Annotated in this window: 23 protein-coding genes; 17 read left to right on the top strand and 6 right to left on the bottom strand. The window is 73.5% G+C overall.

Annotated elements, in window-relative coordinates; genetic code table 11:
* The first annotated feature begins 309 nt into the window (after positions 1 to 309).
* From ACOJTC_RS04610 to serA, 4 genes are all read left to right on the top strand, one after another.
* The gene (locus tag ACOJTC_RS04610; protein ID WP_420115883.1) at positions 310 to 2193 is read left to right on the top strand and encodes an acetolactate synthase large subunit; all 1884 of its coding nucleotides are present in this window, start codon (positions 310 to 312) and stop codon (positions 2191 to 2193) included.
* Positions 2194 to 2259: 66 nt separating this feature from the next.
* Positions 2260 to 2775, top strand: a complete 516-nt coding sequence (gene ilvN / locus ACOJTC_RS04615; protein WP_204923742.1) for an acetolactate synthase small subunit — start codon at positions 2260 to 2262, stop codon at positions 2773 to 2775.
* 69 nt (positions 2776 to 2844) lie between these two features.
* On the top strand, positions 2845 to 3858 hold the full coding sequence (ilvC, locus tag ACOJTC_RS04620) for a ketol-acid reductoisomerase (protein ID WP_420115884.1): 1014 nt from the start codon (positions 2845 to 2847) through the stop codon (positions 3856 to 3858).
* Positions 3859 to 4353: 495 nt separating this feature from the next.
* A complete protein-coding gene (serA, locus tag ACOJTC_RS04625) occupies positions 4354 to 5952 on the top strand; it encodes a phosphoglycerate dehydrogenase (RefSeq protein ID WP_420115885.1) in 1599 nt (532 codons plus the stop codon).
* An 85-nt stretch (positions 5953 to 6037) separates the two neighbouring features.
* Here the strand turns inward: serA and ACOJTC_RS04630 are convergent, their stop codons facing one another.
* Complete coding sequence (locus ACOJTC_RS04630) at positions 6038 to 6394, bottom strand: hypothetical protein (RefSeq protein WP_363792924.1); 357 nt, start codon at positions 6392 to 6394, stop codon at positions 6038 to 6040.
* A 358-nt stretch (positions 6395 to 6752) separates the two neighbouring features.
* Positions 6753 to 7628, bottom strand: coding sequence for an FAD:protein FMN transferase (locus tag ACOJTC_RS04635; protein ID WP_204923746.1), 876 nt, complete (start codon positions 7626 to 7628; stop codon positions 6753 to 6755).
* A 221-nt stretch (positions 7629 to 7849) separates the two neighbouring features.
* Between ACOJTC_RS04635 and ACOJTC_RS04640 the strand changes: the two genes are divergently transcribed.
* Positions 7850 to 8881, top strand: a complete 1032-nt coding sequence (locus ACOJTC_RS04640; protein ID WP_204923747.1) for a 3-isopropylmalate dehydrogenase — start codon at positions 7850 to 7852, stop codon at positions 8879 to 8881.
* A 111-nt stretch (positions 8882 to 8992) separates the two neighbouring features.
* Positions 8993 to 10090 (top strand): branched-chain amino acid aminotransferase, encoded by a 1098-nt coding sequence (locus ACOJTC_RS04645; RefSeq protein ID WP_420115886.1) that lies wholly within the window; start codon positions 8993 to 8995, stop codon positions 10088 to 10090.
* Between the two features lie 69 nt (positions 10091 to 10159).
* On the opposite strand, the gene ACOJTC_RS04650 is transcribed toward ACOJTC_RS04645, so the two are convergent.
* Both ACOJTC_RS04650 and ACOJTC_RS04655 read right to left on the bottom strand, forming a co-directional pair.
* Complete coding sequence (locus tag ACOJTC_RS04650) at positions 10160 to 10915, bottom strand: tyrosine-protein phosphatase (RefSeq protein WP_204923749.1); 756 nt, start codon at positions 10913 to 10915, stop codon at positions 10160 to 10162.
* A 71-nt stretch (positions 10916 to 10986) separates the two neighbouring features.
* Complete coding sequence (locus tag ACOJTC_RS04655) at positions 10987 to 11445, bottom strand: PRC-barrel domain-containing protein (RefSeq protein WP_420115887.1); 459 nt, start codon at positions 11443 to 11445, stop codon at positions 10987 to 10989.
* Between the two features lie 252 nt (positions 11446 to 11697).
* Here ACOJTC_RS04655 and cimA point away from each other — a divergent pair, with 252 nt between their 5' ends.
* Positions 11698 to 13281, top strand: coding sequence for a citramalate synthase (gene cimA, locus ACOJTC_RS04660; RefSeq protein WP_204923751.1), 1584 nt, complete (start codon positions 11698 to 11700; stop codon positions 13279 to 13281).
* Positions 13282 to 13296: 15 nt separating this feature from the next.
* Here the strand turns inward: cimA and ACOJTC_RS04665 are convergent, their stop codons facing one another.
* Positions 13297 to 14232 (bottom strand): endonuclease/exonuclease/phosphatase family protein, encoded by a 936-nt coding sequence (locus ACOJTC_RS04665; RefSeq protein WP_420115894.1) that lies wholly within the window; start codon positions 14230 to 14232, stop codon positions 13297 to 13299.
* 397 nt (positions 14233 to 14629) lie between these two features.
* Between ACOJTC_RS04665 and ACOJTC_RS04670 the strand changes: the two genes are divergently transcribed.
* The 10 genes from ACOJTC_RS04670 to ACOJTC_RS04715 all read left to right on the top strand — a co-directional run bounded on the left by ACOJTC_RS04670 (position 14630) and on the right by ACOJTC_RS04715 (position 22598).
* Complete coding sequence (locus ACOJTC_RS04670) at positions 14630 to 15151, top strand: hypothetical protein (RefSeq protein WP_204923753.1); 522 nt, start codon at positions 14630 to 14632, stop codon at positions 15149 to 15151.
* A gap of 238 nt (positions 15152 to 15389) precedes the next feature.
* A complete protein-coding gene (locus tag ACOJTC_RS04675; RefSeq protein ID WP_420115888.1) occupies positions 15390 to 16439 on the top strand; it encodes an AAA family ATPase in 1050 nt (349 codons plus the stop codon).
* Positions 16436 to 17428, top strand: coding sequence for a DUF58 domain-containing protein (locus ACOJTC_RS04680; protein WP_420115889.1), 993 nt, complete (start codon positions 16436 to 16438; stop codon positions 17426 to 17428). The genes ACOJTC_RS04675 and ACOJTC_RS04680 overlap by 4 nt, the downstream gene beginning before the upstream one ends.
* Positions 17425 to 18384 carry a VWA domain-containing protein gene (locus ACOJTC_RS04685; protein ID WP_204923756.1) on the top strand — a complete coding sequence of 320 codons (960 nt, stop codon included), beginning with the start codon at positions 17425 to 17427 and terminating at the stop codon, positions 18382 to 18384. The genes ACOJTC_RS04680 and ACOJTC_RS04685 overlap by 4 nt, the downstream gene beginning before the upstream one ends.
* 62 nt (positions 18385 to 18446) lie before the next feature.
* Positions 18447 to 19310, top strand: coding sequence for a S1C family serine protease (locus tag ACOJTC_RS04690; protein WP_204923757.1), 864 nt, complete (start codon positions 18447 to 18449; stop codon positions 19308 to 19310).
* A 141-nt stretch (positions 19311 to 19451) separates the two neighbouring features.
* On the top strand, positions 19452 to 19760 hold the full coding sequence (locus tag ACOJTC_RS04695) for a hypothetical protein (RefSeq protein WP_204923758.1): 309 nt from the start codon (positions 19452 to 19454) through the stop codon (positions 19758 to 19760).
* 9 nt (positions 19761 to 19769) lie between these two features.
* Positions 19770 to 20195: an alternative ribosome rescue aminoacyl-tRNA hydrolase ArfB gene (gene arfB, locus ACOJTC_RS04700; protein ID WP_420115890.1), complete on the top strand. Its 426-nt coding sequence runs from the start codon at positions 19770 to 19772 to the stop codon at positions 20193 to 20195.
* Between the two features lie 104 nt (positions 20196 to 20299).
* Complete coding sequence (locus ACOJTC_RS04705; RefSeq protein WP_420115891.1) at positions 20300 to 20716, top strand: DUF4180 domain-containing protein; 417 nt, start codon at positions 20300 to 20302, stop codon at positions 20714 to 20716.
* 7 nt (positions 20717 to 20723) lie between these two features.
* Entirely contained in the window at positions 20724 to 21302 is a 579-nt protein-coding gene (locus ACOJTC_RS04710) for a GNAT family N-acetyltransferase (protein WP_420115892.1), read from the top strand.
* Positions 21303 to 21443: 141 nt separating this feature from the next.
* Entirely contained in the window at positions 21444 to 22598 is a 1155-nt protein-coding gene (locus ACOJTC_RS04715) for a cellulose binding domain-containing protein (protein WP_420115893.1), read from the top strand.
* 42 nt (positions 22599 to 22640) lie between these two features.
* On the opposite strand, the gene ACOJTC_RS04720 is transcribed toward ACOJTC_RS04715, so the two are convergent.
* Positions 22641 to 23534 (bottom strand): 3-methyladenine DNA glycosylase, encoded by an 894-nt coding sequence (locus tag ACOJTC_RS04720; protein ID WP_420115895.1) that lies wholly within the window; start codon positions 23532 to 23534, stop codon positions 22641 to 22643.
* Positions 23535 to 23581: the final 47 nt, after the last annotated feature.

The following is a 23581-nucleotide window of genomic DNA, read 5'->3' on the forward strand; positions in this document are numbered from 1 at the left end:
CGAGAGCGCGTCCGAGCACGTCGGGCCCGGTGCGGGCGGCGTGCCGGAGGGAACGCGCCGAAATCCGTGAACCAATATGTGGGATCAGTTGACTCATCGCGTGAGATGCGTCAGGCTTGGCCCATGTCGTCGAACCGGTCGCTGCGAGTACTTACCTGAGCGCACTCTCCCGCTGTCGAGAGTGCGCTGGCCCCGTGCATCTGCACGAGGGCCGTTTTTATTGCCGTCGGAACCACCGGGGCGGGCCACCGCCCCCGTCGCACCTGTCGTAGCAGCTCCACCCAACTCCAGCCGAAGGCCTGAACCGCCATGACGAGACCCACGCCAGAGACCCTCGCCCACTCCGCCCGGCGGGCCCGTACGGTCACCGAGCCGGCCGGCGACGCCGACCACACCACCCCGCCGCGCGCCGCCGCGCCGGCCACCCCGGCCGTACGGCCGTCCGGGCCGGTCCCGGTCTCCGGTGCCGGCTCCCTGGTGCGGTCGTTGGAGGCGCTCGACGTCGACGTCGTCTTCGGCATCCCCGGCGGGGCGATCCTGCCCGCCTACGACCCGCTCTACGACTCCTCGGTGCGGCACATCCTGGTCCGGCACGAGCAGGGCGCGGGACACGCCGCCACCGGGTACGCGCAGGCCACCGGCCGGGTGGGCGTCTGCATCGCCACCTCCGGGCCGGGCGCGACGAACCTGGTCACCCCGATCGCCGACGCGTACATGGACTCGGTGCCGATCGTCGCGATCACCGGTCAGGTGGCCCGACCGATGATCGGCACGGACGCCTTCCAGGAGGCGGACATCCAGGGCATCACCCTGCCGATCACCAAGCACAACTTCCTGGTGCAGAACGCCGAGGAGATCCCGCAGGTGCTCGCCGAGGCGTTCCACCTGGCGGCGACGGGGCGTCCCGGCCCGGTGCTGGTCGACATCCCCAAGGACGTCCTGCAGGCGGCGACCACCTTCTCCTGGCCGCCCACCCTGGACCTGCCCGGCTACCGGCCGACCCTGCACCCGCACGGCAAGCAGATCCGGGAGGCGGCGCGGCTGATGAGCGGTGCCCGCCGGCCGGTGCTCTACGTCGGCGGCGGGGTGCTCAAGGCCGGTGCGACCGAGTCGCTGCGCCAGCTCGCCGAGCTGACCGGCATCCCGGTGGTGACCACGCTGATGGCGCTGGGCGCGTTCCCCGACTCGCACCGTCAGCACCTGGGCATGCCCGGCATGCACGGCACCGTCGCCGCCGTCTACGGCCTGCAGAAGGCCGACCTGATCGTGGCGCTGGGGGCCCGGTTCGACGACCGGGTGACCGGCAAGCTCGACTCGTTCGCCCCGGACGCCACGGTGGTGCACGCCGACATCGACCCGGCCGAGATCGGCAAGAACCGGCACGCTGACGTCCCGATCGTCGGTGACGCCAAGCACGTCATCGACGAGCTGATCGCGGCGGTGACCACCGAGCAGAAGGCCGGCCGTCGGACCGACCTGCACGACTGGTGGCACCAGCTCGACGACCTGCGCGAGCGGTACCCGCTGGGTTACGACGAGCCGGCCGACGGCACCCTGTCCCCGCAGTACGTGATCAAGCGGCTGGGCGAGATCGTCGGCCCGGACGCGATCTACGTGGCCGGGGTCGGCCAGCACCAGATGTGGGCCAGCCAGTTCATCTCGTACGAGAAGCCGGGCACCTGGCTCAACTCCGGCGGCCTCGGCACCATGGGGTACGCCGTCCCGGCGGCGATGGGCGCGAAGGCCGGCCGGCCGGACACGGTGGTGTGGGCGGTGGACGGCGACGGCTGCTTCCAGATGACCAACCAGGAGTTGGCCACCTGCGCGCTGGAGGGCATCCCGGTAAAGATCGCGGTGATCAACAACGGCAACCTGGGCATGGTGCGGCAGTGGCAGACCCTGTTCTACGAGGGGCGCTACTCCAACACCGAGCTGGGCACCCACAAGCACCGCATCCCGGACTTCGTCAAGCTGGCCGAGGCGCTCGGCTGTGTCGGCCTACGCTGCGAGAACGCCGAGGACGTCGACAAGACGATCGAGGCGGCGATGGCGATCACCGACGCACCTGTCGTGATCGACTTCACGGTCGGCAAGGACGCGATGGTCTGGCCGATGGTGGCCGCCGGCACCAGCAACGACGAGATCATGTTCGCCCGGGGCGTCCGCCCGACGTTCGACGAGGACGACATCTGAGATGAGTGACCGATTCCCCGGGACCGTGCGCGGGCACGGCCCGACCGAGCGAAGCGAGACGGTGGCATGACCCTGCACACCCTGTCCGTGCTGGTGGAGAACAAGCCGGGTGTCCTGGCCCGGGTCTCCGGCCTGTTCTCCCGGCGCGGCTTCAACATCGACAGCCTGGCCGTCGGTGAGACCGAGAACCCCGACGTCTCCCGGATCACCATCGTGGTCAACGCCGACTCGTCGCCGCTGGAGCAGGTCACCAAGCAGCTCAACAAGCTGGTCAACGTACTGAAGATCGTCGAGTTGGACCCGCAGGTCTCGGTGGCGCGGGAGCTGCTGCTGGTCAAGGTCCGCGCCGACCGCGCCGCCCGCGCGCAGGTGCTGGAGACGGTCGCCCTGTTCCGGGCCCGGGTGGTCGACGTCGCGCCGGACACCCTCACCGTCGAGGCGACCGGCACCCCCGACAAGCTCGACGCGCTGCTGCGTGACCTGGAGCCGTTCGGGATCAAGGAGATGGTCCAGTCCGGCACGGTGGCGATCGGGCGCGGCTCGCGGTCGATCACCGCCGGCCCGGCGCTGCGCGCCGCCTGACCGCGCGCCCACCCGCCACCGCACACAGTCCACGACGGTCGACGAGACCGCCGTACGAAAGGGAAGTCAATGAGCGTTGAGGTGTACTACGACGACGACGCCGACCTGGGCCTGATCCAGGGCCGCAAGGTCGCCGTGATCGGGTACGGCAGCCAGGGCCACGCCCACGCGCTGTCGCTGCGCGACTCCGGTGTCGACGTGGTGATCGGCCTGCCGGCGGGTTCCAAGAGCCGGCCGAAGGCCGAGGAGCAGGGCCTGCGGGTGCTCACCCCGGCCGAGGCGGCGGCCGAGGCCGACGTGATCATGATCCTGGCGCCGGACACCGCCCAGCGGACCATCTACGCCGATTCGATCGCCCCCAACCTCGCCCCCGGCAAGGCCATCTTCTTCGGTCACGGCTTCAACATCCGCTACGGCCTGATCACCCCGCCGGCCGACGTGGACGTGGCGATGGTCGCCCCGAAGGGCCCCGGCCACCTGGTCCGCCGCCAGTACGTCGACGGCAAGGGCGTGCCCTGCCTGGTCGCCGTCGAGCAGGACGCCAGCGGCAACGCCTTCCCGCTCGCCCTGGCGTACGCCAAGGGCATCGGCGGCACCCGGGCCGGCGCCATCAAGACCACCTTCACCGAGGAGACCGAGACCGACCTCTTCGGCGAGCAGGCGGTGCTCTGCGGTGGCGCGGCGGCCCTGGTGCAGACCGGGTTCGAGGTGCTCACCGAGGCCGGCTACGCCCCCGAGGTGGCCTACTTCGAGTGCCTGCACGAGCTGAAGCTCATCGTCGACCTGATGTACGAGGGCGGCATCGCCCGGATGCGGTACAGCATCTCCGACACCGCCGAGTACGGGGACCTGTCCCGGGGCCCGCGCGTGGTCGACTCGCGGGTCAAGGAGGAGATGCGCAAGATCCTCGGCGAGATCCAGTCCGGCGAGTTCGCCCGCGAGTGGGTGGCCGAGGACGAGGCGGGCCGGCCGAACTTCGCCAAGTGGCGGGCCGAGGGCGCGGCGCACCCGATCGAGGAGACCGGGCAGAAGCTGCGCTCGATGATGAGCTGGGTGGACCGCCCGCTCACCGAGACCGCCTGACCCGTCGGTCCTGACCGGGCCGCCGGCGCCCTCGGGCGGGTCGCGGACCGGTCGACGTGGTCACGTGACGCGGTATGACGGGCAGGCATATTTATGCCTGCCAGTCATACCGCTTTCTGCGTGAGCACGTCCCTCAGCGGCCGGGGCCGGGCCGCTGCCGCCGCCGGATCCCGCCGCGCCGTCACCCGTCCCGCCGGTCGCCGTCGCGGTCCGCGGTGGCCGGTTCACCAGGCGGGATGGGGTGATCGATGCCTCATCGGCCCCGATCGGCCCCCGCTGCGCGCTCCCGGGCCGGATGAACGGGGGATGACAGGCGTGCGACAACCCTGTGTGAGGGCCCTCACCCCGCAGACCGGGACATGCCGGCCGGAGCGCCCCCTACCATCCTTGGTGAGGTGCGTGACCGGCACCTGACGGCCACGGCACGGATCGGCGAAGGGCGCATCGCGGCGCCCGGACGCCCCGGCCAACCTAATACGACGTCTACGAGGACCGATGAATCCTGTCGTACTGATCGCCGAAGAACTCGCCCCCGCCGCCATCGAGGTGCTCGCGCACGACTTCGACGTGCGCCACGTCGACGGCACCGACCGCCCGGCCCTGCTCTCCGCGCTGGCGGAGGCCGACGCGGTCATCGTGCGCAGTGCCACGCAGATCGACGCCGAGGCGATCTCCGCCGCGCCGCGCCTGAAGGTGGTCGCCCGGGCCGGCGTCGGGCTGGACAACGTCGAGGTCCCGGCCGCCACCGCGCGGGGCGTCATGGTCGTCAACGCCCCCACCTCCAACATCGTCTCCGCCGCCGAGCAGGCCGTCGCGCTGCTGCTCGCCGTGGCGCGCAACACCGCCAGCGCCAGCGCCGCGCTCAAGGCCGGCGAGTGGAAGCGGTCGAAGTACACGGGCGTCGAGTTGCAGGGCAAGACCGTCGGCGTGGTCGGCCTCGGCCGCATCGGGGTGCTGTTCGCCCAGCGGATCGCCGCCTTCGGCACCCGGCTGATCGCGTACGACCCCTACATCCAGCCGGCCCGCGCCGCCCAGCTCGGCGTCCGCCTGGTGGGGCTGGAGGAGCTGCTGCGGGAGGCCGACTTCATCTCGATCCACCTGCCGAAGACCCCGGAGACGGTCGGCCTGATCGGCGAGAAGGAGCTGGCGATCGTCAAGCCGGGCGTCCGGATCGTCAACGCCGCCCGGGGCGGCCTGGTCGACGAGCAGGCGCTGGCCGACGCGATCGCCGAGGGCCGGGTCGCCGGTGCCGGCGTCGACGTGTACGCCAAGGAGCCGTGCACCTCCTCGCCGCTGTTCGCCTTCGACAACGTGGTGGCCACCCCGCACCTGGGCGCGTCCACCCACGAGGCGCAGGACAAGGCGGGTCTGGCCGTGGCCAAGAGCGTCAAGCTGGCGTTGCAGGGCGAGTTCGTGCCGGACGCGGTGAACGTGCAGGCCGGCGGCGTCGTCGCCGAGGACGTCCGGCCGCTGCTGCCGCTGGCCGAGAAGCTGGGCCGGGCGTTCACCGCCGTGGCCGGCGGGGTGGCCGCCAGCGTCACCGTCGAGGTGCGCGGCGAGATCGTCAACCACGACGTGTCGGTGCTCAAGCTCGCCGCCACCAAGGGCCTGTTCAGCTCGGTGGTCGAGGATCAGGTCACCTACGTCAACGCGCCGCACCTGGCCGCCGAGCGGGGCGTCGAGGTGACCCTCGCCACCCAGGCCGAGACGGTCGACCACCCGAACCTGGTCACCGTGCGGGGCGCGCTGCCCGACGGTCGTACGGTCAGCGTCTCCGGCACGGTCGCCCACACCGGCGCCCGCGACGTCATCAAGCTGACCGAGGTGGACGGCTTCGACGTGGAGATCGGCGCGGAGGGCATCCTGCTCTTCCTGCGGTACGCCGACCGGCCTGGCGTGGTCGGCACCGTCGGCACGCTGCTCGGCGAGGCCGGCATCAACATCGCCGCGATGCAGGTGGCCCGTCGGGAGGCCGGCGGCGAGACCCTGATGACGCTCACCGTCGACCAGGCGCTCGGGGCGGACCTGCTCACCTCGGCCGCCGACTCGATCGGGGCGACCGCCGCGAGCGCGGCCGACCTGCGCGACGAGTAGTCGCACCCGCACGGTTCACCACGGAGGGCCCGGCCGCACGGCCGGGCCCTCCGTCGTCCACGCCCGAGCGTCGCGGGCGGTGGCCTCAGCGGGCGAGGCGCGACGGCGGCGGGTAGACCGAACCGTCCTGCGGGTCGAAGAGCATCAGGTCGTACTCGCCGGCCAGCCGCTCGATGTCGAGCAGCACCTGGTCCTCACACGTCGGTACGAGGTTCAGCGCCACGTGGTCGGCCGCCGCGTGCAGCGGCGACACCTCCCACGGGGTGCCCTGGTGGGCGGGCCGGTCGGGGTACGAGGCGGTGATGGCGCGGTAGAAGGCGACCACCCGCGGGTCCGGATACCGCTCGCCGTGCCGCCCCTCGTGGCACTGCCGCACCGCCGCCCGGACGTCCTCGGGCGTGGCCCCGTCGTGCAGGGCCCACACGCTCAGATCGAAACTCACGGCGGACAGCGTGCCATCACCCGGACGCCCGAGCGACACTGACCCGCCGTGATCGCCGCGAGTGGTCGAGAGTGTACGGAGGAACACGGTCCGCTGTGGAGACTCTTGCGTCGAGTTGCGTCGATTCGCTAGCGTACCGGAGCGGTCATCGGGAAAGTCGGAAGTCGGCCCGTCTTCGGGTGACGGGGCTGAGCGTCCGGCCGGCCGGTCCGCACCCCTCGAATGCGCGAGCCACGCGCACTCGTCGCTGACCGGCCCCCACGGTCGTTGCCGAGACCGTGGGGGCCGATCGCCGGCCCGTCGACCGCGCCACCCCGTGGACCCCCTCCACAGGTCGGCCGACGCGCCGCGACACCGCTCAGCGGCGTCGGTGGGCGAAGAGAGCCTGATAGGCCGAGTCGGCGCGGAACCACGAGAGTCCCACCGGCCCGGCCGCGTACAACGCGGTCGCGTAGGCGTCGGCCACCGCCAGGTCCGGGCCGACGACGGTCGCGGCGACCAGCTGTCCGGCCGGTTCGCCGGTGTGCGGGTCGACCACGTGTCCCTGCCGGCCGCTGACCCCGGAGGTGCCCACCGCGCCGGCCGTCATCTCCAGCACCAGCGGGGCCCGCCGGCTGTCGGTCGGGTGGTGCACCGCCACCCGCCACGGTCCGCCGTGCGCGGCGTGTCCGCGTACCGTCAGGTCGGCGCCGGAGAGCACCGCGTAGTCGTGGATGCCGGCGGCGCGCAACCGGGCCGCGGCCCGCTCCACCGCCCAGCCGTTGAGCAGGCCGCCGGGGTCGAAGCCGCCGGGGACGGCCCAGGCGTCGAACCAGCCGTCGGTGGCGGCCCGCATGGCCGCGCAGCGGTCGACCAGGTCGGTCAGCGGCGGGTACGACTCGGGGCTGATCTCGCCGCGCCGCAGCCGGGAGACCAGGCTCTGCGGCCGGTTCGGCCCGTAGGTGAGGTCGATCGCCCGCAGTTCGGCGACGGCGTCGCGCAGCGCGTCGCCGACCGCCCGGCGGCCCAGTTCCTCGGGGGCGTTGAGCAGGAGCGAGTATCCGGCGGTGCCGGTCCGGACGGAGTGCTGCACGGTGATCCGGCCACCGGACGGGTCACCGGCGGAGTCGAGGCGGTGGCTTCGGGTGCCCAGGCGCAGGTCGGGACGGCGGCGGGAGAACGCCTTCTGGTCCACCCAGCGGGTGCGCGGTTGCTCGTCCAGTCGGCCTGGCCCCCGCTGCTGTTCGGTCCGCATCTCGCTGCTCCTTCACCGACGGTGCCGCGGCGTCGCGGCCGGTCCGTCCCGGGCCCCCACGACCCGTCCTGCACCGACCCTAGGCAGTGGAGATGACCGCACCATGAATGCTGGCTGGGAGCCTGCTGAGCATTTCGCCCTCCCAGATGGTGGAAGGCGCGTACCGGGAGGCGGGACGGGGACGTACCGTTGCGCACAGCGGACGAGGTGAGGAGCAGCAGGTGGCACGGATCGCGGTGGTGGCCGGGGACGGGATCGGACCCGAGGTGGTCGCGCAGGCCCTCAAGGTCCTCGACGCCGTGCTTCCCGGCGTCGAGGCCACGCAGTACGACCTCGGCGCGGCGCGGTACCACCGCACCGGCGAGGTGCTGCCCGACTCGGTGCTGACCGAGCTGGCCGGCCACGACGCCATCCTGCTCGGTGCGGTGGGCGACCCCACCGTGCCGCCCGGCGTGCTGGAGCGCGGCCTGCTGCTGAAGCTGCGCTTCGCCTTCGACCAGTACGTCAACCTGCGCCCGTCCCGGCTCTGGCCGGGGGTTCCCGGCCCGCTGGCCACCGTCAAGCCGGGCGAGGTCGACCTGGTGGTCGTCCGGGAGGGCACCGAGGGGCTCTACGCCGGGGCCGGCGGCAGCCTGCACCGGGACACCCCGGCCGAGGTGGCCACCGAGGAGAGCCTGAACACCCGGCACGGGGTGGAACGGGTCATCCGGGACGCCTTCGCCCGCGCCGGTCGCCGTGAGCGGCGCAAGGTCACCCTGGTGCACAAGACCAACGTGCTGACCCACGCCGGCTCGCTGTGGGCCCGTGCCTTCGCGGCCGTCGCCGCCGAGCACCCCGACGTCGCCACCGAGTACCAGCACGTCGACGCCGCCGCCATGTTCCTGGTCACCCAGCCCCAGCGGTACGACGTGGTGGTCACCGACAACCTGTTCGGTGACATCCTCACCGACATCGCCGCCGCGGTCACCGGGGGGATCGGGCTGGCCGCCAGCGGCTGCATCAACCCCACCGGGGCGTACCCGTCGATGTTCGAACCGGTGCACGGCTCCGCGCCGGACATCGCCGGCAAGGGGGTCGCCGACCCGGTGGCCGCGGTGCTCTCCGCCGCGCTCCTGCTCGACCAGCTCGGCCACGCCGACGCCGCCGCCCGGGTGACCGGCGCGGTCGCCGCCGAGCTGGCCGCCCGGACGCCGGGTGTGGCGTTGCGCACCGACGAGGTGGGGGACCGGCTCGCCGCGCAGGCGGTGGCCTGACCCCTCGGGAGGTGGAGCTATCCACTGAACGACCGTTCGGGGTAGGTTTCTGGGACGTCAGCCCGGTGCGTGGTTCCCGCGCGCCGTCAAACCCGCAGGGAGGTCAGCGCGATGAGCGGTGGTGACATGCTCGATTTCGAGATCCGTCCGAATCCCGCGCCGGTATCCGCCGCCGAGCGGGCCGCCCTGTTGGTCGACCCCGGCTTCGGCCGGGTCTTCACCGACCACATGGTGACCATCCGGTACGCCGACGGCAAGGGCTGGTACGACCCCCGGGTCGAGGCCCGCGCGCCGATCCCGATGGACCCGGCCAGCGCCGTCCTGCACTACGCGCAGGAGATCTTCGAGGGGTTGAAGGCGTACCGCAGGGCCGACGGCTCGATCACCATGTTCCGGCCCGAGGCCAACGCCGCCCGGTTCATCGCCTCCGCCCGGCGGCTGGCCATGCCGGAGCTGCCGGCGGAACTGTTCGTCGAGTCGCTGCGCAAGCTGGTCGAGATCGACCGGGACTGGATCCCCGACGCCGCCGACGCCAGCCTCTACCTGCGGCCGTTCATGTTCGCCAGCGAGGTCTTCCTCGGCGTCCGACCGTCCCGCGAGTACCTCTACTGCGTCATCGCCTCACCGGCCGGTTCCTACTTCGCCGGCGGGGTGAAGCCGGTCACCGTCTGGGTGTCCCCGGACTACACCCGGGCCGCACCCGGCGGCACCGGCGCGGCCAAGTGCGGCGGCAACTACGCGGCGTCGCTGTCGGCCCAGGCCGAGGCGATCGAGGCCGGCTGCGACCAGGTGGTCTTCCTCGACGCGGTCGAGCGCCGCTACGTCGAGGAACTGGGCGGCATGAACGTGTTCTTCGTCTACGACGACGACACCCTGGTCACCCCGCCGCTGACCGGCACCATCCTGCCCGGCATCACCCGGGACGCGCTGCTCGCCCTGGCCGCCGCCTCCGGGCACCGGGTCGTCGAGCGTCCGGTGAGCTTCGACGAGTGGCAGGCCGACGCCGAGAGCGGCCGGCTGCGCGAGGTCTTCGCCTGCGGCACCGCCGCGGTGATCACCCCGATCGCCCGGGTGCGGCACCCCGGCGGCGAGTTCGTGATCGGCGGCGGTGAGCCGGGCCGGTCCACCTCGGCGCTGCGGGAGCAGTTGGTGGCGGTCCAGCGGGGTGACGCCCCCGACCCGCACGGCTGGGTCACGCACATCCGCTGACCACCCCAGCTTTCGACCCGCCCTGCCAGCGCCGACGTCCGGGGTCGGCAGGGCGGGTCGGCGGTGCGGTCACCGTGGCGCGGGCGGCTCCAGCAGGTGGTCGCGCAGGGCGGCGAGCTGGGCGTCGGTGACGCCGGTGTGCCGCAGGTAGTCCTCGATCGAGCCGTGCCGCTCGCGCAGCTCGGCGAGGAAGAGCGCCATCGCCTCGGCGGGGGACCCCAGGAAGGGTGCGGGCAGCGCCTCAGCCTCCGGCATGGCCTCCGCCAGCCAGGCGCTGAACCGCTGGGACGCCTCGGTGCTCAGCGCGTAGTCCTCGGCGATCTGCTCGTCGTCGACGCCCAGCACCGACAGGGTCAGCGCGCAGACGATGCCGGTGCGGTCCTTACCGGCGACGCAGTGCACCAGGACGGGCGCGTTGGCGCTGTCGGCGATCAGCCCGACCGCCTCGGCCAGCCCGGCGGTGCCGGTCTCGGCGAGATCGGCGTACCGGTCGGCGAGGTAGCGGGCCAGGCTGGAGTCCGGCTCGTGGCGGCTCAGCGCCCAGTCGGCGTGCTCGGGGTGGATGTGCCGGTAGGCGAGGCCGTCGAGGTCGGGCACCCGACCGTCCCGCTCCACCTCGGTCGGGCGGCGCAGGTCGATCACCGTACGGATGCCGAGCGCGGCGAACGCCTCCCGGTCGGTGCCGTCGATGCGGTGCGGGGAGTCCGACCGGTAGAGCCGGCCCCAGCGGACGGCGCGGGCGTCGTGGCCGGGGTAGCCGCCGACGTCACGGAAGTTGAACATCGCGGAGAACGGGATACGGCGGCTGTTCTCGGTGGGGTTCACCCGGACACGGTAACGGCCGGCGGGGGCGGCGGTCCGCCCCGCCGAGTCGACCGCCGACGCGGGCCGGCCCGCTACCGGGCGGTGCCGGGTGGCAGGTTGCCGTAGGTGTCGTCGTAGTAGCCGCCCAGCCTGTCGCGGAAGGCGGCGTCGCTGTGGCTGTTCTCGTCGTACCCGGGAGCGGCCTTGATCTGGTCCCTGGTGCGGTCGACGTGGACCCTGCGGTCGTCGTGGTCGACCTGGTTGACGGTGCCGGCCGGCAGCATCACCTTCTTGCCGAAGATCCACGGCCCGGTGTCGACGACCAGGTAGCTGCCGCCGACCTCGTGACTCGCCTCGTCGATCCTGCCGATCCCACCGTCGGTCGCCTCGACCCGGTAGCCGACCAGGTCGGCGTCGGCCACCCCGGCCTCGTCCCGGTAGGTCCACGGGTCGAACGCCCCGCCGGGAGCGCCGCCGGCGATCGCGCCCTGACCGTCGTCGACCATCGGGTCGGTGGTGGCGTGCGCGCTGTGCGGGTCGAGCCTGTCCATCGGAACCCCTGCCTCGAAGTGTCGTGTCCGTCAACCGGGCTACCCCCGGGGAGACCTCGCACACACCGTGTCCCGGGATGTGGATTCTGTCTCCCAGAACCCGGATCGAGTGGCAGAGTGGCGACCGTGACCAGCTCCGCCCGCATTATTGGCAGCTAGCGCGCCGGCCTCCCCTCTGCCGAGCGCGCAGACCTCCCGCATCCGCGGGGGGTCTTTTTGTTGCTCCCCCAAGATCCGATGAAGGGACTCTCGATGACGTTCCAGGTCTACGACACCACGCTGCGCGACGGCGCCCAGCGCGAGGGGCTCAGCTACTCGGTGATCGACAAGCTGGCGGTGGCCCGCCTGCTCGACGAGTTCGGCGTCGGTTTCATCGAGGGCGGGTGGCCGGGCGCCGTGCCGAAGGACACCGAGTTCTTCCGCCGGGCCCGCACCGAGCTGGACCTGCGGCACGCCCTGCTGGTCGCGTTCGGGGCCACCCGCAAGGCCGGGGTCGCCGTCGCCGACGACCCGCAGGTGCGCGCGTTGCTCGACGCGCAGACCCCGGCCGTCGCGCTGGTCGCCAAGGCCGACATCCGACACGTCGAACGCGCGCTGCGCACCACCGGCGCGGAGAACCTGGCGATGGTCCGGGACACGGTCGCCCACCTGGTCGCGCAGGGGCGACGGGTCTTCGTCGACGGCGAACACTTCTTCGACGGGTTCCGGCACGACCCGGCGTACACCGCCTCGGTGGTCGAGACCGCGCTCGCCGCCGGGGCCGAACGGTTCGTGCTCTGCGACACCAACGGGGGGATGCTGCCGTCCCGGGTGACCGCCGCGATCGCCGACCTGACCGCCCGGACCGGGATCGCCCCGGAACTGCTCGGCATGCACGCCCAGAACGACACCGCCTGCGCGGTGGCCAACACGATCGCCGCCGTCGAGGCCGGGGTGCGGCACGTGCAGGGCACCGCCAACGGGTACGGCGAGCGCCCCGGCAACGCCGACCTCTTCGCCGTCGTGGCGAACCTCCAGCTCAAGCTCGGGCTGCCCGTCCTACCCGACGGCTGCCTGGAACAGATGGTGCGGGTCTCGCACGCCATCGCCGAGATCGCCAACATCGCCCCCGACACCCACCAGGCGTACGCCGGGGCCGCCGCCTTCGCCCACAAGGCGGGGCTGCACGCGAGCGCGATCAAGGTCGACCCGTTGCTCTACAACCACGTGGACCCGTCGGTGGTGGGCAACGACATGCGGATCCTGGTGACCGAGATGGCCGGCCGGGCCAGCATCGAGCTGAAGAGCCGCGAGCTGGGTCTTGACCTGGCCGGCCATCCGGACGCCGTGTCGAAGGTGACCGCCCGGGTCAAGGAACTGGAGGCGGGCGGCTGGTCGTTCGAGGCCGCCGACGCCTCCTTCGAGCTGCTGGTCCGCTCCGAGCTGCCGGACGCCGCCCCGGTGCGGCCGTTCGCGCTGGAGTCGTACCGGGTGCTGGTGGAGCACCGGGAGGACGGCGAGGTGATCTCCGAGGCGACCGTGAAGATCCGGGTACGCGGCGAGCGGGTGATCGCCACCGCCGAGGGCAACGGCCCGGTCAACGCCCTGGACGAGGCGCTGCGGGTCGGCCTGTCCCGGCACTACCCGGAGCTGCGCGACTTCGAGCTGGCCGACTACAAGGTGCGCATCCTGGAGGGCACCCACGGCACCGGCGCGGTGACCCGGGTGCTGGTGGAGACCGCCGACGGCACCGGCCGGGACTGGACCACCGTGGGCGTGCACCCCAACGTGGTCGAGGCGTCCTGGCACGCCCTCGTCGACGCCCTCACCTACGGCCTCGACCGCGCGGCGGTGTGAGCTGAACCCCCGGCGTCAGGGGGCGGGCAGGCGCAGGGTGGCCAGCACGGCGCGGTGGTCGGTGGCGGGCACCCGGTGGACGGTGACCGCGCGGACGGCGATCCGGCGGTCGACCAGGACGTGGTCGATGGTGACCGGCGGGATGGGGTCGCCGTCGTACGGGCCCCACGTGCCCACCAGCCCGGCCCCGACGGCGTCGGCGGCGTCGACGTAGCCGCTGGCCAGGAGGGCACGCAGCGGGGAGTGGTCGAGGGTGGCGTTGAAGTCCCCGGCGAGGATGCCGAGCTGACCGTCGGGGGTGGCGCGCGGCTGGCCGGCCAGGTCGGTGCGCCACTCGCCGACCACCCCGACCGACCAGGGTGCCGCCGGGTGGGCCGACTCCACCCGTAACGGTGGTGCGCCGGGCACCGCCACCGTCGCGTACGCCTGGGTGAACGCGAACCCGGCGTTGCGCCGGAAACCACCGCCGGAGAGGGGGAACCGGGCGTAGAGCCCGGAGCCGGTGGTGCCCACCTCGGGGTTGAGCTGGCGGTGGGGGAGCAGGTCGGCGAGGCCGGCCCGGTCGAGGGCGTCCCGCGCCGCCGGGGTGAACTCCTGCACGGTGAGCACGTCCACCTCGTTCCGGCGGACCAGCTCGACCAGGGTGGCCGCGTCGGCGTTGCCCGCGAGCAGGTTGGCGGTGAGCACCCGCAGTTGCGGCCCCCGGGCCGCCGGCTGCCGGTCGGGCAGCGCGCGGGGTGCCACCGCGCCGAGGAGGGCCAGCGCCGCCACCGCCGCGGCCACCGCCGGCCACCGGCACCGCAGGGCGAGGGCCAGCATCAGGGCCAGCAGGCTGCCTCCCGCCACGTACGGGGTGAAGGCGAGCGCCTGCACGAGCGGGCCCCGGTCGAACCCGACGAGGCGGACCACGGCCCAGGCGAGGCCGGGTGCCACCGCCAGCCAGCAGATCAGCGGAGCGGCGCGACGGCGGGTGGGGGTCGGCACCGGGGTCGTCAGCACGGCGGTCAGCCTAGCGGCCGAGGTCGTTCCCGCCGGCCGCGGAGCCGTTCCGTGAATGGTCGAGAGTTCATGTTTCGCAATTTCCAACATCGTTTTCGAGATGGCAAAACGGGTTGGTGCGCTATTGACGCTCCGCTTTTGGCGGTGCTACGTTCCTCCTCGTTGAGGTGCCGCAACAGAGCGTAGTTTTCCCAGCTCAGGCCGGTTGGAAGTGTTTCTTCTTCACTATTTCCGGCGTGGGTGGAAGGCTTTCTGCCCACGTTAATTCCGGCTCGATCGCACCACCTGTATCCGGCTCGCCGTACGGTGGGTCGGCCGTATTGCCACGGTCACAAAAGGGAGACCTGTCATGGCCACATTCTTCAGGCGTAAGGCGGCGGCGGTGACGCTCGGCGTCCTGGCGCTCACCCTGGCCGGCGGCGGGATCGCCGTCGCGCAACCGGCGACCAAGGCTCCGGCCGAGGTGGCCCAGCCCGGGGCGCGGCTGTCCGGTGCCACCGGTCAGCCGCCGGTGACTCCGGCCGAAGCCAAGCAGGCCCGCGCGGCGCTCAAGGCCTCGCTCGCCCCGCCGGCCTCGGGTTCGGTCGCCTGGGCGGTCGTCGCCAGCGACGGCACCCTGCTCCAGCACTCGGCGAACGTCGTCTCGTCGACCCGGTACGGCACCGGCCAGTACCAGGTGCTGCTCGACTACAGCGTGGTCGGGAAGGCGTTCCAGGCCACCATCGGCACCAACGACCAGTTCAACGTGCCGCCGGCCGGCGAGATCGCGGTCGCCCCGCGCAACCAGACACCGAACGGCGTCTTCATCCAGACGTACAGCTCCAGCGGATCGGTGTCGAGCAAGCCGTTCCACCTGTTCGTCGCCAACTGAGGCGCGGACCCGTCGGCGGTGCCGGCCCCGGCAGGGGGTCGGCACCGTCTGCTGTGGACCCCGGCGCCCGTGGTCCGGCCCGCCCGGGCAGGGCGCGGATCACCCGGTGACGCACGCATTGCGTCGCCGCACGGCGTTGCCGCCCCGCCGGGCCGGTCGTCCCGATCCGGGGCGAATCGGCCCGCCAGCGCCCGAAATTCCGACGTTTGCCGGCGGGTGACCCCGGGAAGCAAGCACCGTGACGGACATCTCGGACACCCTGGCCAGCCTGCCCCGCCCGGTCGATGCCGACGCGGCGGGCGCCGAGTTGGAACAGACCCTCTTCGAGGTCAAACGCGTGATCGTCGGGCAGGACCGGCTCGTCGAACGGCTGCTCACCGCGCTGATCGCCGACGGCCACTGCCTCCTGGAGGGGGTGCCCGGCGTCGCCAAGACGCTTGCCGCGCAGACCCTCGCCACCGTCGTCGGCGGCACCTTCACCCGCATCCAGTTCACCCCCGACCTGGTCCCCTCCGACATCGTCGGCACCCGGATCTACCGGGCCTCGACCGAGAACTTCGACGTCGAGCTGGGCCCGATCATGGCCAACCTGGTGCTCGCCGACGAGATCAACCGGGCCCCCGCCAAGGTGCAGTCCGCGCTGCTGGAGGCGATGGCCGAACGGCAGGTCACCATCGGCGGGCGGAGCTGGCCGGTGCCGGAGCCGTTCCTGGTGCTGGCCACCCAGAACCCGATCGAGTCCGAGGGGGTCTACCAGCTCCCCGAGGCGCAGCGGGACCGGTTCCTCATGAAGATCGTCGTCGACTACCCGGGCGACGCCGACGAGCTGGCCATCCTCTACCGGATGAGCAGCGACCGGCCCCGCCCCCGCCAGGTGCTCGACCCGGTCCGGCTGCGCGACTACCAGCGCCGGGCCGCCCAGGTCTTCGTGCACCACGCGCTCGCCGAGTACGTGGTCCGGCTGATCCTCGCCACCCGTGACCCGGGCCGCTTCGGGCTGCCGGAGATCGCCCCGCTGCTGGCGTACGGGGCGAGCCCCCGGGCCACCCTCGGCCTGGTCGCCGCCGCCCGCGCCCAGGCGATGCTGCGCGGCCGCGAGTACGTGCTCCCCGACGACGTCCGGGAACTCGCGGTCGACGTGCTCGCCCACCGGCTGGTGCTCTCGTTCGACGCGGTCGCCGACGGGGTCAGCGCCGAGGCGGTGGTGCACCGGCTGGTCCAGGCGGTGCCGCCCCCGGTGCTCGCCACCGGCCACCCCGAGTACACGCCCGACCTGGCGGCGGCGTGAGCGCCCCGGCCGCCCCGGCCGGCCCGACGCTTGCCGACCTCGCCCCCGAACGGCGGCTGCGCCGTCTCGAACTGACCGTCACCCGCCGCCTCGACGGGCTGCTCCACGGTCAACTGCGCGGTCTGCTGCCCGGCCCCGGCAGCGAGATCGCCGGCAGCCGCGAGTACCGCCCCGGCGAGGACGAGGTACGCCGGATGGACTGGGCGGTCACCGCCCGCACCACCGTCCCGCACGTCCGCGAGGTCGACGCCGACCGGGAGCTGACCACCTGGCTGCTGGTCGACGCCAGCCCCAGCATGGAGTACGGCACCGCCGCGCTGGACAAACGGGAACTGTCCGTGGCGGCCGTCGCCGCGGTCGGCTTCCTCACCGCCGGCACCGGCAACCGGCTCGGCGCGCAGGTGCTCGGCAGCGACGGGCTGCGCCGCTTCCCGGCCCGCTGCGGGCGTACCCACCTGCTGAGCCTGCTCCGCGCGCTGCTGCACGCCCCCCGGGTGGACGACACGGCACCGGCCACCCCGCCGGCCGGCCCCGACCTGGCCGCCGCGCTCGCCGCGGTGCAGCGGGTCGCCGTCCGACGGGGGCTGGTGGTGGTGGTCTCCGACTTCCTCGACGGGCTGCCCGACGACCACGACGCCACCACCGGGTGGGAGCCGGCGCTGCGTCGCCTCGCCGCCCGCCACCAGGTGCTCGCAATCGAGGTGACCGACCCGCGTGAGCTGGAGCTGCCCGACGTCGGCCTGATCACCCTGCTCGACCCGGAGACCGGCCGGCGGCGCGAGGTGTGGACCGGTGACCCGGAGCTGCGCCGCCGGTACGCCAGCGCCGCCGCCGCGCAACGCGCCCAGGTGGCCCGCGCGTTGCGCCGCAGCGGGGCCGACCACCTCGCGTTGCGGACCGACCGGGACTGGACCGCCGACATCGTGCGGCACGTGCACGCCCAGCGCCGGCTGGCGGCGTCCGCCGCACCCCGGGGAGGTGTCGCGTGAACTGGCAGTCACCCGCCCGGCTCCTGCTGCTGCTCGGGGTGGTCGCGCTGGCCGTCGGCTACCTGCTGGCGCAGCGCCGGCGCAGCCGGTACGCGGTCCGCTTCACCAACCTGCGGCTGCTCGACCGGGTCGCCCCGCAGCGGCCGGCCTGGCGACGGCACGTGCCCGCCGGCCTGTTCCTGGCCATGCTGGCGCTGCTGGTGGTCGGCTTCGCCCGTCCCACCGCCGAGGTACGGGTGCCCCGCGAGCGGGCCACCGTGATGGTCGCCGTGGACGTGTCCACGTCGATGCTCGCCACCGACGTGGAACCGGACCGGTTGACCGCCGCCAAGGAGGCCGCCCGGACCTTCGTCGACGGGCTGCCCGACGAGTTCAACGTGGGGCTGGTCGCGTTCGCCGGCAGCGCGGCGGTGCTGGTGCCGCCGAGCACCGACCGGGGCGCCCTGCACGACGGGATCGACCGGCTCGCCGAGGGGATCACCGGGGTGCAGGGCACCGCCATCGGCGAGGCGATCAGCGCCTGCCTCGGCGCGGTGAAGAGCCTCGACGGGAAGGCGGCCAAGCAACCGCCGCCGGCCCGGGTAGTCCTGCTCTCCGACGGGGCGAACACCTCCGGGGCCGACCCGATGGAGGCCGCCGCGGCGGCCGTCGCGGCGAAGGTGCCGGTGCACACCATCTCGTTCGGCACCCCGGGCGGGTTCGTCGACCGGGGTGGCCGCCCGATCCAGGTGCCGGTCGACGGGCAGACCCTGCAGGCGGTCGCCGACCAGACCGGGGGCGGGTTCCACGAGGCGGGCAGCAGCGCCGAACTGCGCGACGTCTACGAGGACATCGGGTCCTCCGTCGGCTACCGCAAGGAACGTCAGGACATCTCCGCCCGGTTCATCGGGCTCGGGCTGGTCTTCGCCATGGGGGCGGCGGCCGGGTCGATGCGCTGGTTCTCCCGCCTGCCCTGAGCGGGGACCGTGCTGGCCCACCTGCCCCTGATCCGTCGCAGCACACAGTGAGGAGCGGACGTATGGCAGTACCGACCGGCCTGGGGGAGCCCCGGGGCCCCTGGTTCCTCTCACCCGACCTGGGGCCGGACGGCCGACCCCGGTGGGACGTACCGTCGCCGGGGGAGGACCCGTCCCGGCGGCGCTGGCGCGGGCGGTTGTGGACCGCCGTGGCGGTGGTCGCCCTGTCCACCGTCTCCGGCGCGGCGGCCGGCGGCTGGGTGGCCGGCCAGGACGGCGCGGGCCCGACGGCGGCCTCCGCCGCCCCGGTCCCGGCGGAACTGGTCACCGCCGCCCAGAAGACCGTCCCGGGTGTGGTGTCCGTGCTGGTCGGCGGGGGTGCCGCCGGGCAGTCGGCGACCGGTTCCGGCTTCGCCATCGACAATGAGCAGCACGTCGTCACCAACGACCACATCCTGGCCAAGGGCGGCGGTGGCGCGGTGACCGTGGAGATGCCCGACGGCCGCCGCTACGCCGCCGAGGTGGTCGGCCGGGAGCCGGGCAGCGACCTGGCCGTGCTGAAGGTGCCGTCGGCCGCCGGGTTGGCCCCGTTGCCGCTGGCCAAGCCCCGGTCCACCCGGGTCGGCGAGCCGGTGCTCGCGGTCGGCTCGCCGCTCGGCCTGGCCGGCACGGTGACCGCCGGGATCGTCAGCGCCCTCAACCGGCAGGTGCGGCTGGGCACCAACCGCCGCAGCGCGGTGCAGACCGACGCGTCGATCAACCCGGGCAACTCCGGCGGCCCGCTGGTCAACGCCCGGGGCGAGGTGGTCGGGGTGAACACGGCGATCGCCACCATCGACGGCAGCGGGTCGATCGGCATCGGCTTCGCCATCCCCATCGACCAGGTGCAGCAGACGGCCGACACCATCATCGGCAAGGGCGGCTGATCCCAAAGGACGCGGGCCGGGCCGCCGCGGCCACCGGCGCGGCGGCCGGCGCACGCGGCGCTGACCAGGGAAAACTTGCAGATGCCGAGGTCAGGCCATCAGCCCATAGAAATATGGCGCTAAGTATGGATACTGGCGTGGGTGGAGCTACCTCTCGTCGCATTGCTGCTGGTGGTGGGCCTCGTCGTCGGCTGGGGGGTCGGCGCGCGGTACGCCCGCGCCCGCCGTGGCTGGAACGACTACCGGGCCGCCAGGCGGGCCGTCCCCGGCGCCCGCCGGGCCGCCCTCGTACTGGTCCGGGCGGTCTTCACCCGGGTCGGGGTGATCGCGCTGCTGCTGTTCGGCGCGGCCGCCTACGCCACCGTCGGGCCCGACCACGACCGGGCCGAACCGGCACCCGGACCCGCACCCTCCGCGACCGTGACGCCCACCGGCGGCCGGGGGCGCTAACCTCGCCGGATGGACGACGGACTGCGGGTGACCGACCGGTGGACCGTGCCCGCCGCCGAGCTGCGGGAACGGTTCTCGCGTTCGTCCGGGCCGGGCGGGCAGGGCGTCAACACCACCGACTCCCGGGTCGAGCTGAGCTTCGACGTGGCCGGCACCACCAGCCTGCCCCCGACGCTGCGCGAGCGGGTGCGGGAACGCCTCGCCGGCCGGCTCGTCGACGGGGTGCTCACCATCGCCGCCAGCGAGCACCGCGCGCAACTGGCCAACCGGGAGGCGGCCCGGGAACGGCTGGTCGCCCTGCTGCGTGAGGCCGTCGCCCCGCCCCCGCCGCCCCGGCGTCCCACCCGCCCCTCCCGGGGCGCCAAGGAACGCCGACTGGCCGACAAGAAGCGCCAGTCCCAGCGCAAGCGGGACCGTCGCGCCGACGGCGACTGACCGCCGCCGGTCGGGTCCCGGCGGCGGTGCCGTCGACGCGGTGCGGTGCGCCGGTGGCGGAAAACCCGGGCCGGGGCGGGCCGGCGCTGCCTAGGCTGGCGGGCATGTCCACCGACACCCTGGTCACCCTCGCCGGCGTCACCGCGCTCGCCGGCGCCCCCGACGGGCCGAGGATCTGCGGCGGCGACGACGCCACCGACGTGATCGGCGCGGCGCTGGGCCACGGGGTCGACCTGGTGGTGCTTCCGGTACGCCGGCTCGCCGTCGAGTTCTTCACGCTGCGTACCGGGGTGGCGGGCGCGGTGGTGCAGAAGTTCGTCAACTACCGGCTGCGGCTGGCCGTGGTCGGCGACATCTCGGGGCACGTCGAGCGGAGCACCGCCCTGCGCGACTTCGTCGTCGAGGCCAACCGGGGCGACCAGCTCTGGTTCGTCGACACCACGGCCGAGTTGGAGGAGCGGCTGCGCACGCGGGCCGGCGGCGCAAACCCGGTGGAGCCCGCCCCCGGCCACCACCGATGATGGGCCCATGCCCAGCGCCGTCGACTTCGCCACCAAACCGACGATCACCGGCGAGCGGGTGACGTTGCGTCCGTTCGTCGACGCCGACCTCGCCTGTTTCCGGGCGGCGATGGCCGACCCGGAGGTGGCCCGCCTGACCGGCAGCCCACCCGGCGGCCCCGACGAGCGACGGTTGCGTTCCTGGTACGGCAGCCGCAACGCGCAGACCGACCGGCTCGACCTGGCGGTGGTGGACCACGACACCGGCGACTGCGTCGGCGAGGTCGTCCTCAACGACTGGGACCGGCACAACGCCTCCTGCAACTTCCGCACCCTGTTCGCGGCGGCCGGCCGCGACCGGGGGCTCGGCACCGAGGCGACCCGGCTGGTCGTCGGGTACGCCTTCGACACCCTCGGCCTGCACCGCGTGTCGCTGGAGGTGTTCGCGTTCAATCCGCGTGCCCGCCGGGCCTACGAGAAGGTGGGTTTCGTCGCCGAGGGCGTGCTGCGGCAGGTGCTGCGGGACACCGACGGCTGGGTCGACGCGACAGTGATGTCGATCCTCGCCCCGGAGTGGGCCGCACACCGGGGCCATCCGGCGACCTGACCCGGCCGTGGTGGTGCGTCGAAGCGCTTCGCCAGGATGCGGGAGGGCGTTGAGTCGGGGCGGCCGGTCTGGTGGGATGTCCGTGGGAGCAACCGGGCCGTCACCGACCGCACGTCGTCACGTGACAGGAGTCCCTTCACCATGCTCCGAAGGCCGTTCCTCTCCGCCCTGCTCGCCGCGTTCGCGGCCGTCCCCCTCACCCTGCTCGTCGGGTTGGTCGCCACCCCGGCGGCCCACCCCGCCGCCGCCACCCCGGTCCGCGTGATGCCGCTCGGCGACTCGATCACCGGCTCGCCCGGCTGCTGGCGTTCCCTGCTGTGGAACCGCCTCCAGTCCACCGGCCACACCGACGTCGACTTCGTCGGCACCCTCGGCCCGCAGGGCTGCGGGCAGCCGTACGACGGGGACAACGAGGGTCACGGCGGCTACCTGGTGACGAACGTCGCCAACCAGAACCTGCTGCCCGGCTGGCTCGCCGCGACCCACCCCGACGTCGTGCTCATGCACTTCGGCACCAACGACGTGTGGAGCAACATCCCCCCGGCCACCATCCTCACCGCGTACTCGAAGCTGGTGGACCAGATGCGGGTCAGCAACCCGGCGATGCGGATCATCGTTGCCAAGATCATCCCGATGGCCCCGTCGAGCTGCGCCGAGTGCGGGCAGCGGGCGGTGGCCCTCAACGCCGTGATCGACGGCTGGGCGGCGGGGAAGACCACCGCCGCGTCGCCGATCGTCGTGGTCGACCAGTGGACCGGGTTCAGCACCACCACCGACACCTACGACGGGGTGCACCCCAACGCGGCCGGCGACCAGAAGATGTCCGACCGGTGGTATCCGGCGCTGGTGGCCGCCCTCGGCGGGGTCACCCCGACGACCACCCCGACCGGGTCGCCCACCCCCACCGGCCCGCCGAGCCCGACGGTCAGCCCCACGGTCCCGCCCACCGGGTCACCCACCGTCGACCCGCCGACCACCTCGCCGCCGGCCGGGGTGGCCTGCACCGCCAGCTACCGGATCACCAACCAGTGGCAGGGCGGGCACCAGGGCGAGGTGACCGTCCGCAGCACCGGCACCGCGCGGACCACCGGCTGGCGGGTCACCTTCACCCTGCCCGCCGGGCAGCAGATCACCCAGACCTGGAACGCCGACCTGACCCAGACCGGCAGCGCGGTCACCGCCCGCAACGTGAACTGGAACGGGGCGCTCGCCCCGGCCGCCGAGGCCACCTTCGGGTTCCTCGGCACCCACACCGGCACCGCCACCGCCCCCACGGCGACCTGCACCGCCAGTTGATCCGCCCGAGGGTCCGGGCCCCGGTCCGGACCCTCGCCCGGGTCAGCCGGCAGCCGCCGTGGCGTGGTCCAGTGCGGTCAGCAGGCGGGCGCGCAGCACGGCGGCCCGCTCGGCGAAGCCGCGCTGCGCCGCCGCGTACTCGGCCCGGCCCTCGGCGGTCTCCACCCGCACCGGCGGGTAACCGAGGGCGGCCAGGTCGTAGGGACTGGCCCGCATGTCCAGCGTCCGGATCTGCCGGGCCAGCGCGAAACAGTCCGCCACCAGCTCCGAGGCGACCAGCGGGGAGAGCTTGTACGCCCACTTGTAGAGATCCATGTTGGCGTGCAGGCAACCCGGCTGCTCCAACGCGTGCTGGGTCTCCCGGCTCGGCTGGAGCAGGTTCAGCGGCCGGGCCGGCGCGGTGAAGAACCGGAACGCGTCGAAGTGGCTGCACCGTACGCCCCGCTCGCGGACCACGGCGGCGGTGTCGTCCGGGCTGAGCCGCAGCGGCCAGGCGTTGTGCCGGACCTCATCCTGGGTCTGCCGGTAGACCATCGCCCACTCGTGCATCCCGAAGCAGCCCAGGTGCGCCGGTCGGCCGGCGGTCGCGGCCAGCAACGCTCTGATCCAGCCGATCGAGTCGGCGCGGCGTGCGCGTACCCGGTCGGTGTCGAGGGTGACCCCGGCGGGGTCGGCGCGGTAGTCCCGGCCGAACTCGGCCGGGTCCGCGTCACGCAGCAGCACCCCCGCGCCCGGATGCCAACGACGCAACTGCGCCGGGCGGTAGGAGTAGTAGGTGAACAGGAAATCCTCCACCGGATGCCGGCCGCCGGTGCGGCGGCGGGCCAGGTGCGGGTCCAGCCAGGTGGCCACCCGCGCCGCGTGGGCCGCCCGCCGGGCCTGCCAGTCGGCCGCGTCGAGGGCGGCGGGGGGGAGGGGGGGGGGGACACCCCCCAGGGGTCCGCCCCCCCCCCCCCCCCCCGCGGGCCCCCCCCCCCCGCCCC

This window comes from Micromonospora sp. (assembly GCF_048594385.1).
In the GTDB taxonomy this organism is placed as follows: Bacteria; Actinomycetota; Actinomycetes; order Mycobacteriales; family Micromonosporaceae; genus Micromonospora; species Micromonospora wenchangensis.